Source organism: Paraclostridium sp. (assembly GCF_051656405.1).
Lineage (GTDB): Bacteria > Bacillota > Clostridia > Peptostreptococcales > Peptostreptococcaceae > Paraclostridium.
Genome location: NZ_JBOGBV010000015.1, coordinates 24,175 through 37,248 on the forward strand (window position 1 = coordinate 24,175; position 13,074 = coordinate 37,248).

General features: G+C 29.5%; 14 protein-coding genes. 13 read left to right on the top strand and 1 reads right to left on the bottom strand.

The genetic code is table 11. The features are described from left to right. Positions 1-222 precede the first annotated feature (222 nt). From ACRDDE_RS02595 to ACRDDE_RS02650, 12 genes are all read left to right on the top strand, one after another. Positions 223-1,290, top strand: a complete 1,068-nt coding sequence (locus ACRDDE_RS02595) for a sulfurtransferase (RefSeq protein ID WP_438625326.1) — start codon at positions 223-225, stop codon at positions 1,288-1,290. A gap of 96 nt (positions 1,291-1,386) precedes the next feature. Then, positions 1,387-1,815 carry a hypothetical protein gene (locus ACRDDE_RS02600; protein WP_438625328.1) on the top strand — a complete coding sequence of 143 codons (429 nt, stop codon included), beginning with the start codon at positions 1,387-1,389 and terminating at the stop codon, positions 1,813-1,815. Positions 1,816-2,021: 206 nt separating this feature from the next. After that, positions 2,022-2,894, top strand: a complete 873-nt coding sequence (locus tag ACRDDE_RS02605) for a 4Fe-4S dicluster domain-containing protein (RefSeq protein WP_438625330.1) — start codon at positions 2,022-2,024, stop codon at positions 2,892-2,894. 232 nt (positions 2,895-3,126) lie between these two features. Further along, entirely contained in the window at positions 3,127-3,633 is a 507-nt protein-coding gene (locus tag ACRDDE_RS02610; protein WP_438625331.1) for a CarD family transcriptional regulator, read from the top strand. Between the two features lie 105 nt (positions 3,634-3,738). Continuing rightward, positions 3,739-4,194 (top strand): thioredoxin-dependent thiol peroxidase, encoded by a 456-nt coding sequence (gene bcp, locus ACRDDE_RS02615; RefSeq protein WP_438625333.1) that lies wholly within the window; start codon positions 3,739-3,741, stop codon positions 4,192-4,194. A gap of 102 nt (positions 4,195-4,296) precedes the next feature. Then, positions 4,297-4,746, top strand: a complete 450-nt coding sequence (locus ACRDDE_RS02620; RefSeq protein ID WP_438625335.1) for a GNAT family N-acetyltransferase — start codon at positions 4,297-4,299, stop codon at positions 4,744-4,746. 221 nt (positions 4,747-4,967) lie between these two features. Further along, a complete protein-coding gene (locus ACRDDE_RS02625; protein WP_438625337.1) occupies positions 4,968-6,863 on the top strand; it encodes a BglG family transcription antiterminator in 1,896 nt (631 codons plus the stop codon). A gap of 12 nt (positions 6,864-6,875) precedes the next feature. Next, positions 6,876-7,337 (top strand): PTS sugar transporter subunit IIA, encoded by a 462-nt coding sequence (locus tag ACRDDE_RS02630; RefSeq protein ID WP_438625339.1) that lies wholly within the window; start codon positions 6,876-6,878, stop codon positions 7,335-7,337. A 2-nt stretch (positions 7,338-7,339) separates the two neighbouring features. Further along, on the top strand, positions 7,340-8,737 hold the full coding sequence (locus ACRDDE_RS02635; protein ID WP_438625341.1) for a PTS fructose transporter subunit IIC: 1,398 nt from the start codon (positions 7,340-7,342) through the stop codon (positions 8,735-8,737). Between the two features lie 132 nt (positions 8,738-8,869). After that, entirely contained in the window at positions 8,870-9,307 is a 438-nt protein-coding gene (locus ACRDDE_RS02640) for a MarR family winged helix-turn-helix transcriptional regulator (RefSeq protein ID WP_438625343.1), read from the top strand. 12 nt (positions 9,308-9,319) lie between these two features. Beyond that, entirely contained in the window at positions 9,320-10,702 is a 1,383-nt protein-coding gene (locus ACRDDE_RS02645) for an MATE family efflux transporter (protein ID WP_438625345.1), read from the top strand. Between the two features lie 159 nt (positions 10,703-10,861). Then, entirely contained in the window at positions 10,862-11,374 is a 513-nt protein-coding gene (locus ACRDDE_RS02650) for a superoxide dismutase family protein (protein ID WP_438625347.1), read from the top strand. 103 nt (positions 11,375-11,477) lie between these two features. Here the strand turns inward: ACRDDE_RS02650 and ACRDDE_RS02655 are convergent, their stop codons facing one another. Then, positions 11,478-11,831 (bottom strand): hypothetical protein, encoded by a 354-nt coding sequence (locus tag ACRDDE_RS02655; RefSeq protein WP_438625349.1) that lies wholly within the window; start codon positions 11,829-11,831, stop codon positions 11,478-11,480. 208 nt (positions 11,832-12,039) lie between these two features. Here ACRDDE_RS02655 and ACRDDE_RS02660 point away from each other — a divergent pair. Then, positions 12,040-13,074: hypothetical protein (locus ACRDDE_RS02660; protein WP_438625351.1), on the top strand; the 1,035-nt coding region annotated here is incomplete at its 3' end.

The following is a 13,074-nucleotide window of genomic DNA, read 5'->3' on the forward strand; positions in this document are numbered from 1 at the left end:
TAATTTAATATATATAGAAAAAACAAATAATATTAAGATGATATATAGTTTTTTTCTATAAAGATTGGCGATTTATATCGTATATGATAGAATGTTGGAGAAAATTTTAATAAATTAAAAATTTTTAGAATTATTTTTATTGGAAAAATCCAACATAAATATTGAAATCATATGAAAGAATAATTATTTGAAGACAATGAAAATCATAACGGAGGAAGATGTATGAAAAGAAAATTAATTAGTGCATTGGTTGGAATCACAATGGTAGCAACAATGGCAGTAGGATGTAGTAAATCTTCAAATGAATCACAAGAATCAGCGAAGTCAAAGTCAGATGTAAAAGCTGAAAAAGTAGATACAAGAAAAGTCTTTGTATCTCCTCAGTGGGTACAAAGTGTAATAGATGGAAATCAACCAGAATCTAAAGATTATGAGATTTTAGAAGTTTCTTGGGGAACTTACAAAGATAGTCCAACTTATACAAAAGGACATATTCCAGGTGCAATACATGTAGATACTTCAAGTGTTGAATCTGAACCAATTTGGAATATATCAGATCCTAAAGTAGTTGAAAAAGGAATGTTAGATTTAGGAGTTACAAAAGATAAAACTATTATATTATATGGAAATGATATTTCTGCAGTAAGTAGAGTTGCATATGCATATCTTTGGGCAGGAGTTGAAAATGTTAAAGTATTAGACGGAGGAATTGATGCCTGGGAAAAAGCTGGATATAAGACTGAAACTAAAGTAGAAAAAGCTACTCCAGCAAAAGACTTTGGAGCTAAAATACCTTCACATCCAGAATATTGGATGTCTATAGATGAAGTTAAAAAGAAATTAAAAGACGATTCTAATTTCCGTTTAGTTAGTATAAGAAGTAAAGAAGAGTTTGATGGAAAAACAAGTGGATACACTTATATAGATAGAGCTGGAGAACCTAAGGGTGCTGTTTGGGGTCATGCAGGAAGTGATCCTTACAATATGCAAGATTACTTACACAAAGATGGAACAGTTATAAGCGCTGATGAAATGCAAAAATTATGGTCAGACTCTGATATCAAAAAAGATAATGAGCTTTCATTCTACTGTGGTACAGGATGGAGAGCTTCAGTTCCTTGGTTAATTGCTTACGATGCAGGCTGGGAAGGAATGACTGTTTACGATGGTGGATGGAATGAGTGGCAAATGCATGGAAATCTTCCAGTACAAGTAGGAGATCCTAATAGTGGAGATTGCCAATACACTACAGTAGATAAACTACCAACAGATAAAGCTGCAAAAAAATAAATTATATAAAATTATATAAAATATATTATAATAAGAATAAGCACTGCATAGATTGCAGTGCTTATCTTAGATTTTAGACAAGGAAGTTGATATTATATGGGAACAGCAAAGAAGATTTTTTATGTTTTAGTAACTATAGTAGAAGCACTTATGTTAGTTGGTGCATATTTAGTAAATTATTTTACTCATGCTAAAATGGGCATGTTAAGACATGTAGTACATAAAAACTATATTTGGGAGCAAGAATATCCTATACAAACTATAAAATATGTATCTATCTTAGTTTTGGTTATATTAATGCTTATTGTATTAGTAATGTATTTGAAAAGAAAGCATATGCTTAAAAAAATAGTAAATATAATGAGTATTACTATGGTTTTATTTGTAATGGCATTTACTATATTTGTATTAATGTATTCATCTGAAGAAATAAGAGCATTTTACTATATGAGTGCTATATTTGGAGCGGTAACTCTAATCCAAATTATAAAGACTTTTATTGGTGTTATATGGTATAAAAATTAAATAAGAAAATTAATTGAAATGAAAAAGAGTCTCAATAATAATCAGATAATTAATATTATTATCAAGTTATTTTGAGACTTTTTTAATTATTAAAAAAACATATAATTACTATAAATAATTTCAATTAATGGATGAGCGCATGTAATGATATAATTTATCACGTATGAAATTATATATTAATTAAAGTCATATTAGGAGGTAAATACATGGAACCAATATTATCATTACAAGAAAAAAATGAATTAAAGTCTAAAGGAATAGTTCCTCAAAAACAAGAGGGTTACTTTGCTATAAGAGTAATAGGTAAATCAGGAGTATTTACTTCAAAAGAATTTAGCATATTATCTAAAGTTGCAGAGCAATATGGAAATAAAGAACTGAATTTAACTAGTAGGTTAACTGTGGAAATACCGTATATAAAGTATTATGATATAGAAAAAGTTATAAATATAGTACATGAAAATGGATTAATAGTAGGGGGAGGAGGTAAGACTATAAGAGCAATTTTATCTTGCAAAGGTAGTGTTTGTTCTAATGGTCTTATAGATACTCAAAAAATATCTAAAGAAGTACATAATGAATTTTTTGGAAGAGAGCTACCTGCCAAATTTAAAATAGCTGTATTAGGCTGTAAAAATAGCTATGGGAAGGCTCAATCTAATGATTTGAGTATATTACCATTAACAGGGGTTAGGATAGACAATAGGAAGTGTATTGAATGCAAAGTATGTTTAAAGGTATGCCCTGACAAAGCATTTGAGTACAAGGATGGTAAGTATTCAATAATAGAGGATAAATGCAGCAACTGTGGGAAATGCGTTAGTTTTTGCCCAGCACATGCCGTAGAAAGTGATAGTGAAAAAATAGATATATTAGTCTTTATAGGTGGAAGAATGGGTAGAGAAGCTAGTTTAGGAAAGTCACTAAGAAAGAAATTTAAAGAAGAAGATATATTACAAGTTATAGATACAATTGTTAATTACTTTAAAGAAAATGCAAATGAAGGTGAGAGATTTGCACAGCTTATAGACAGGGTTGGATTTGATAAAGTAGAAGAATGTATTATAAATTCTATATAGTTTTATATAAAAAAAAGTTTTTACTTACATGAAAAGCTTAAAATGTGGTAAAATAATAATACAACGAGTAGTTTTGATGACGTAAGTCCTGTTGTCAAAACTACTTTTTTTATATAATGAATATGAAATTGTATTTTAAATTATGTGTATAAATATAATTTCTATTATGGGTCGAAAAAGCCAACCTAAAAGTAGGTAGCTTTTTTATTATTTTAAGGATGGTGAAATCTTAATGTTTAAGATTGACGATTGTGTAATGTACGGTATGACAGGAGCATGCAAAGTTATAGACATAACTAATGAAAAGTTTATAAACGGAGAAGACAGAAGATATTATGTATTAAGTCCAGTTTATGCTGAAAATATAATAATAAAATCCCCTGTGGATAATAAAAATATTCCAATGAGAAAGACTATATCTAAAAGCAGTGCAACTTCACTACTAAATGATATGGCTAATATGGATATTTCATGGATTGACGATGATAAAACAAGAAATAAAGAGTTTAATGCAATGCTGAAAAGCGGTAAATGTGAAGAACTTATAAAACTAATAAGAAATATATATTGCAATAATGAAAAAGTAAAATCTATTGGAAAAAAACCACATCAAGTAGATGATAATGTTATGAAAGAGGCAGAAAGACTTTTAAATGAAGAGCTTGCAATTGCTTTAAACATATCTCCGGATGAAGTAATTCCATATATAACAAGTCAGATACCGCAACAAAATATTTAATTAAATCATTTAAAATGCAGTCTAAAAAAATTATAGTAAGTAAAAGTTTAATAACAAAACATATTTGGTATATATATAATAAATATAAACCGGAGGACAAAGAATATGTTAGAAGTAGGAGTAAAAGCACCAAATTTTAGACTACAAGATAAAGACGGAAACTTAGTAAGTTTATCAGATTTTAAAAATAAAAAGGTAGTATTATATTTCTACCCTAAGGATAGTACTCCAGGGTGTACTAAGCAAGCATGTTTATTTAGAGATAATTTTGATAGGTTTACATCAAAGGATATGGTAGTAATAGGTATAAGTAAGGATAGTGTAAAATCACATGAAAGATTTGCACAAAAAAATGAATTACCATTTATACTTTTATCAGATCCTGACCTTGATGTAATAAAAGCTTACGATGTATGGCAAGAAAAGAAATTATATGGGAAACTTGGTTTTGGAGTTATTAGAACAACTTACATCATAGATGAAAATGGTATTATAGAAAAGGCATACGACAAAGTTAAGGCAGATAAAAATGTAGGTGAAATATTAGAATATATAGGATAGACATATATTAAATTTACCTCATAGCGATAATAAAGTACATTGATATTTATCAATGTACTTTTTATTTGCAATTATTTAAAATAGTATTAGGGAGTGGTAAAAATGAATTTGAATATAAAAGAAATTAATGAAAAAAATTATCAAGAAATAACTAGTTTAAAAGTAGGTAAAGAACAACTTAGATATATTGAGAGCGTAGAAGATTGTTTAAAAGAGTCAAAGGAATTTTCGTTATGGAGACCAGTTGGAATATACGATGGAGATAAAGCTATAGGATTTGCTATGTATGGCTTATTTAAAAATGAAGGTGAGAGAGGTAGAGTTTGGCTAGACAGATTTTTAATTTCTCACGAAAATCAAGGCAAGGGATATGGAGAATCAGGAGTAAGATTTTTACTAAATAGGCTAAAAGATGAATATGGATACAATAAAATTTATTTAAGCGTATATGATAATAATATAGGAGCTATTTCTTTATATAAAAAAATTGGATTTGAATTTAATGGAGAGTTTGACATAAATGGCGAAAAAGTAATGGTAATAAATATTTAGAGAAAAATTATAAATTTATTTTAAAAATAATAAAAAAGAAGCTGAATATAGCTTCTTTTTTGATTTATAATATAAATATCAATTTGAAAATTAAGAAAAATGTAGAAAATTGATATAAACACACGAAATTTTTAAAAGGGTAAATTATTGTATGTTTTACAAAAAAAGAACATAGGATAAAATTAAATCATAATAGAGAGTCTGGAGGATGAAACCTAAAGATGAAAATTAGTAAACGCCAAAGTTTAATATTAAATTACTTAAATGAGTATCATTATATTTCACTAAAACAAGTTGCTAAAAAATTTAAAATAACTATAGCAACAGTAAAAAATGAAATGATATTAATTAATGAAATACTAACAAATTATGATACACAGTTAGTAATACAAGAAAATAATAAAATAAAGATTATAAATAAAGAAAATTTTATAGTTTTTTTAAAAGAAGCCCAGTCTCTTATAGAGTTTCCAATTCAAAATCAAATATTGATGACAATAATATTAGAAAGAGATTTTGTAACTATACAAGAAATAGCAGATAAATTATTTGTTAGTAAATCATTAATAGAAAAACAATTAGTATCAATATTAAAAGAGTATAAGGAAGATATTCAATCTATTAGGCATTATGGTATAAGGTATTCATCTTCAAAATTAGATAGGATGTCTTTATTTGTAAAGTTAGTGCTTCCGTATATGAAAGGAATAGATTTTTTCGAAGAAGTAAATAGATTTGATAACTTGCACTTTAATATGAGGGATTATTTTAAAATTCAGGAAATCGATATCTGCATATTGGTTATAGATTATATAAAAGAAATCAATATATTTACATTTACAGATGAATCTATAAAACAATTATTTTTATATTTACTATTTTTATTGAAAGATATAAGAGAAGAAAATCTTCACAAAGAAAACAAATCTTTTACTAGATTAATAAAAGATTTACCAAATTTCAATAAGTATTCTGAAATAGTTAGCGATATAAATAAAAGATTTGAGTTATCTTTAAGGGAAGGCGATAAGTACTATCTATGTTATTTATTTTCAGTATTGAAAAAAAATAATGCACTAAATAAAAGTGAGAAGATAGAAAAACTAAAACCGACTATAAATAGGATTTTATATAGAATTAAAAATGAATTGTCGATTGACTTATTTATGGATGAACAATTAAAAAAAGGATTATCAATACATTTATACTCAACTATAAGTAGAGGTGGATATTCTGTATTAAGTGAAATTTATAGTTTGAGTGATATAAAAAAGTTATATCCATTTGCATTTGAAATGTCTACTATAACAGCAGATGTAATAAACGAAGATTACAAATATCGCTTTTTAGATAATGAGCTTATATATTTATCATTACATTTTCAAACAGCGATAGAGAGAGCAAAGAGTAATAAAGATAAGATTAGAGTATTAATTGTTTGTCATTTAGGACAAGTATCGATGGATTTAATAGTAAACAGAATACAAAATATATACAAAGATATAGAGATTGTTGGAGCATATTCAGTTCAAACTTTTTTAAAGATGAAAAAAAATTGCTATGATTTTATAATATCAACTGAAAAACTTCCAAATCAACATAAAGATGTAATTTATGTATCGCCTCTTATTAAAGAGCAAGATAAAGAAAATATCGAAGCTTATATAAAAAGAAGTGAAAGTAAAAAATTATTTGAAGAATTATTACAAAAAGGAGCATTTATAGAAATTGAAAATGCTAAAACCTATGAAGATGTTTTAAAAGAAATGGTAAAAGTTTTGAAGAAAAGCTCTAGTGTAGATGATAAGTATTTAGATAGTGTTATAAATAGAGAACAACTATCTACAACTAACATAAACAACATAGCAATCCCACATGGAAAAGCGAGTCATGTTATTGAAAGTTCAATATGTATAGCTTATATAAAAGATGGAGTAAAGTGGGGAGATACAACAGTTTACCATGTATTCTTAATTGCTTTTGATAATGGGTTATTAGAACAAAATCCAGGGTTTTTCAATAATTTTTATAGGAAAATTGCACAAATAGACAGTGAAGAATCTATAGAAAATATGGAAGCTATAGATAAAAATAAATTAATTGAATTAATGTATTAGGAGGAAATAAAAATGATAAAAAATTTATTAAAAAAAGAATTAATATTTGATGGTATAAAAGTAAATGGAGGAAATAAAGAGGAAGCATTAAGAGTTATAAGTGATTTAGTTGTAAATAGTTCGGATGTATGCTCACAAGATTTATTAAATGGATTTTTAAAGAGAGAAGAAGAGTCATCAACTGGATTTGGGGGATATGTGGCAATACCACATACAAAACTTGAAGGAGTAAAAAATCCATTTATATCTATAGTTAAATTTGAAAACGATATAGAGTGGGAGTCTTTGGATGACGAGCCTGTAAAAGTTGCTATAGCTTTAGTTATGCCTGCTACAGATGAAGGTAATATTCATCTTCAAATTATATCAAAGTTTGCAAGAAAACTTATGGATGATGATTTTGTAGAAGTATTATTAAATGAAAGTGATAAAGAAAAGTTATACAACTATATAATATCTGAAATGGAGGGGTAAGCATGAAAATATTGGGAGTTACTAAATGCCCAGTGGGGGTAGCTCATACCTATATGGCAGCTGAAAAGCTTGAAATTGTAGGTAAAAAATTAGGACACGAAATGAAAATTGAAACTCAAGGATCACAAGGTGTAGAAAATTCACTTACTGATGAAGATATAAAAAATTGCGATTACATAATAATCGCAGCAGATGTTGCAATAGAAGGAAAAGAGAGATTTGCAGGTAAAAAGGTTATAGAGGTTCCAATAAAGGAATCTATAAAAAATGCAAAATCTCTTATAGAAAATTTACCTACTACTGCAAAAATACAAGAAGGAAAAGTTGAAAATAAGTCAGATAAAAAAACTGCTTCAGGAGGATCTGTAAAAGAACTTATGAATGGAGTTTCACATATGATACCATTCGTTGTTGTAGGGGGATTATTTATAGCATTAGCTATTGCAATAGGAGGAAACCCTACTGCATCGGGAATGGTAATACCCGAAGGTTCTATATGGAACAAAGTTAGTGCAATAGGAGGAATTGGATTTACATTAATGATACCTATACTTGCTGGATTTATAGCAATGTCTATAGCAGGAAGAGCTGCATTAGCACCGGCAATGATATGTGCTATGGTTGCAAATGATGGAGCAATATTAGGAACTTCAAATGGTACAGGATTTATAGGTGCAATAATAGTTGGATTTATGGCTGGATACTTAGTTAAGTGGATGAATACATGGAAAGTACCAAAAGATTTAAGAGCAATTATGCCAATATTTGTTATCCCAATAATAAGTGTTTCAATTATTTCAGCAGCTTTAATATTAATATTAGGAGCACCAATTTCATGGGTTATGGATGGGTTAAACTTAATGTTAGCATCTCTTGCAGCAAATCCAGCATTAAGTGTTGTTTTAGGATTAGTACTTGGAGCTATGGTTGCAATAGATATGGGAGGTCCAATCAATAAAACTGCGTTCCTATTTGGAGTTGCATCGATAGCGGCAGGAAATCCTTTGGTAATGGGAGCTGTAGCTTGTGCTATACCTGTTCCACCATTAGCTATGGGTCTTGCTACATTCATAGCTAAGGATAAGTTCACAGAAGAAGAAAGAGGAGCTGGATTATCAGCATTCTTAATGGGACTTATAGGAATTACAGAAGGTGCGATACCTTTTGCATCAGGAGATCCAAAACGTGTTATACCTTCTATAGTAGTAGGAAGTGCAATAGCAGGAGCTATGGGAATGGTATTTAAAATAACTGATAATGTTCCTCATGGAGGTCCAATTGTTGGATTACTAGGAGCAACAAGCAACTTATTATTATTCTTAGCGGCAATAGCGATAGGAACAGTTGTGGCAGCATTACTTTTAATAGCTATTAAGAAAAAAAGCTTAAATGTAAATTAAATATATTAATTAAAAAGACTTGGTAAATCCAAGTCTTTTCTTATTATTATTAAAAATATTTAGTTGTATATGCAACTAATATGTGGTAAACTAATATAGTTGCATATACAACTAATGAAAGGTGATAAAAACATGTGTGAAAAAAAATGTGATGACGAAAAATATGTTGGGAAGTTTATTTCTCAATTATATAGAAAATCTAGAGTATTTATAAATAGAGAAGTTGCAAAGTATGATTTAAGTTCAGGTCAACTTATGTATTTAATGGATTTATATGTTAAAGATGGGAAAAATCAAGAGGAAATATCAGAAGTTTTAAAAATTGATAAAGGAACAACTGCTAGAGCTATAAAAAAATTAGAAAAACAAAATCTTATAAATAGAGTAAAAGATAGTGAAGATAAAAGATCTAATAAAATTTTTTTAACACAAAAAGCTAAGGATATTAAACCAAATATTTATAGTGTTTTTAATGATTGGAATAAAATAATCAGTGAAAGTTTAACTGATGAAGAAGAAATTATGTTGAAGAATTTACTTGAAAAAGTATGTAATCATATAGACATATAAAGGAGGATTTGTATGAACAATAGCAAAAATATCTTAGGGACAGAGTCAATAGGTCGATTATTACTGAAATACTCAGTTCCAGCAATTATTGGGATGATGGTAAATGCACTTTATAATGTTGTAGATAGAGTATTTATAGGGAACATACCAGGGGTTGGGCCTTTGGCTATAACAGGACTTGGAGTAACAATGCCAATAATGTCTATAATAATTGCTTTTGGAACTTTAATAGGTGTTGGAGCAACAACTAATGTATCATTAAAACTAGGGCAAGGAGATAGAAACAAAGCTGAACAAATAGTAGGAAATGCAGTTAGTTTGTCGGTTTTAATAGGTATATTAATAGCCATATTTGGGACTATATTTTCAAATAAAATGCTTATGGTATTTGGAGCAAGTCAAGCGACAATAGGATATGCAAAAGATTATATGGGTATAATCTTAATCGGAGCAATATTCAATATAATGTCAATGATGTTTAGTAACTTAATAAGAGGTGATGGAAATCCAAAACTTTCAGCGGCTATAATGGCAGCAGGATGTTTTATGAATATAGTTTTAGATGCAATTTTCATATTTGGTTTTAATATGGGTATCCAAGGTGCTGCACTTGCTACTATAATATCACAAGCTGTTTCAACAATTTGGGGTTTAACATATTACCTAAGAGGAAAGTCAAATGTTGAATTTAAAAAAATAAATTTAAAATTAGATAAAACAATTATAAAAACTATATTTGCAATAGGAATGTCGCCATTTGCAATGCAGTTAGCTAATAGTATGGTTCAACTTATGTTCAACACTTCATTAAAAGTATATGGTGGAGATTTGGCAATAGGAGCAATGGCAACAATAAGTTCTATAAATATGTTGTTTGTAATGCCTGCATTTGGGTTCGTTCAAGGGATGCAACCTATAGTCGGATTCAACTATGGAGCTAAAAAATATGATAGAGCCAAGAAAACTTTAAAAATAAGTCTAATGTTAGCAACTGTTGTATTTATAGTAGGAGCTTTAGTTATTCAGATTGCACCACAACTTTTAGTAGGAGCATTTAATAAAGATCAAGAGCTTATGAATATAACTGTAAATGGACTTAGAAAATATGCATTTGCAATGCCGATAGTAGGAATATCAATAGTAGGAAGTAATTTTATCCAATCAATAGGAAAGGCTAAAATGTCTATGCTATTGGGATTACTAAGACAAGTTATTGTGTTAATACCGATGATAATGATATTACCAAACTTTATAGGGTTAAATGGAATTTGGTTAGCTCAACCTACTGCAGATATTGTATCAGCAATTATAACTGGTATAGTTTTATTTAAAGAAATAAAAAAATATGATTTAGATGAAGAAGTAGAATGTATTGAAGAGTTAGAAGTTGTATAAATAAAATAATTTAATTAAAATATAAATTATTTTAAAATGGATATTATCGTTTAGATAATATCCATTTTTATGTTTAAGTAAAAGTACATATTAACATTTTGAAAGTTCTAATCATAAGATAGAGAGCGAGAAAATTTATTACAACTTAAGGAGGATATTATGGACAATTCTTGTAAAAAGTATGATATTCAAAAAGTTTTTTCTAATTATAATCCATCTAAGCCAGATGCATATTCAAAAATACAAGGAGGCCCACTAGGACCTTGTATAAAGGGAATGGTATATTTATACCAATTAGATGAAGGAGTATATGTAAAAGCATATATAACTGGGATTCCTAATAAAAACAATCAAACTAGCGCATTTCATGGATTCCATATTCACGAGGTTGGAGATTGTTCAGTAGGAAATGAAAAGGAACCATTTATGGCAGCTAAATCTCACTACAATCCAACGAAAGTAGAACATCCTATGCACTCAGGTGATTTGCCACCAATACTATCTGCTGATGGAGTAGGTTTACTTTCTACATTTACCAATAGATTTACGGTTGATGAAATAATAGGAAAGTCTTTTATAATTCATGAAGGATATGATGATTTTACTTCTCAACCAGCAGGAAATGCAGGAGCTAGATTAGCTTGTGGTTTAATTGTTTCTAACTATATGTAAAATTAAAACAGATAAAAAAATTATTATATAATGAGAAATGGTGAGCTTGTTTAATGCTCACCATTTCATTTTAGACTATTTCAATTTTAAAATTTATAATAAACTATTTTTCATCTATAATTTTACCATTATGAACATGTTGGTACTTATGGTCAGATGAATGCTTACTATTCTTAGAAGGTTTAAAATCATCATCATCCTCTACAACTTCACCATTATGAACATGTTGGTGTTGATGATCAGATATATGATTATTATTAGAGTTAGATTCGATACCATCATTAGGAATATTTTTAAAATCATCCTCTACAACTTCTCCATTGAGAATATATTTGTGTTTAATGTCATCTTGTACAACCTCGCCATTATGAATACGTTGACGTTTAACAGTTGATATATGATGACTTTCTTTTTTAGGAGCTTGATTTTTATTATTTATATTTTTTTCTTGATTCATAATACTTAATCCCCTTTATAATTAATCTTCCATATTCTCGTCTATACATTCTTCACTTGTAGTAACTTCTATATCAGGGGTAGATCTAAACTCTCCACCTCTATTACAGAAATGTGTTTCACAATGATCTGTTTGGCAGTGATGTGTTTTACCACAACATGGGCAAGTTATATATATATTTATAGGTGTACTAACAGTTATTGGGCCAATGTTATTAGTTGCAGTAGATTGGTTATTGTTGTTTGCATTAGATTCAGCAGCAGAATCTACATTAGCAGTAGAAGTAGTGTCAGCGTCAGCAGTAGCATCTACAGTAGAATTAGAGTCAGAAACAGAAGCTGAATCAGTATCTGCAGTAGAAGTAGAATCAGAAGTAGTATTAGCGTCAGCATTATTATCTACAGTAGAAGTTGAGTCAGTGTTAGTAGTAGAAGCAGAGTCAGAAGTAGAAGTAGTGTCAGCATCGGCAGTAGAGTTAGCAGCTGAATCAGAGTCAGAAGTAGTATCTACAGTAGAAGTAGCATCTGAACCAGAAAGAGAAGCTGAATCAGTATCTGCAGTAGAAGTAGTATCAGCATCAGCAGTAGAGTTAGCAGCTGAGTCAGAATCAGAAGTAGTATCTACAGTAGAAGTAGTATCAGCATCAGCAGTAGAGTTAGCAGCTGAGTCAGAGTCAGAAGTAGTATCTACAGTAGAAGTAGCATCTGAATCGGAAGTAGAATCAGTGTCAGCAGTAGAAGTAGCATCTGAACCAGAAAGAGAAGCTGAATCAGTATCTGCAGTAGAAGTAGTATCAGCATCAGCAGTAGAATTAGCAGCTGAGTCAGAGTCAGAAGTAGTATCTACAGTAGAAGTGGCATCTGAATCAGAAGTAGAATCAGTGTCAGCAGTAGAGTTAGCAGCTGAGTCAGAGTCAGAAGTAGAATCAGAAGTAGCATCGGCATCAGCAGTAGCATCTGAGTCAGAAGTAGAATCAGAAGTAGAGTCGGCATCAGCGGTAGCATCTGAGTCAGAAGTAGAATCAGAAGTAGCATCGGCATCAGCAGTAGCATCTGAGTCAGAAGTAGAATCAGAAGTAGCGTCAGCATCAGAAGTAGCATCGGCATCAGAAGTAGCATCGGCATCAGCAGTAGCATCTGAGTCAGAAGTAGAATCAGAAGTAGCATCGGCATCAGCAGTAGCATCTGAATCAGAAGTAGAATCAGAAGTAGCATCGGCATCAGCAGTAGCATCTGAGTCAGAA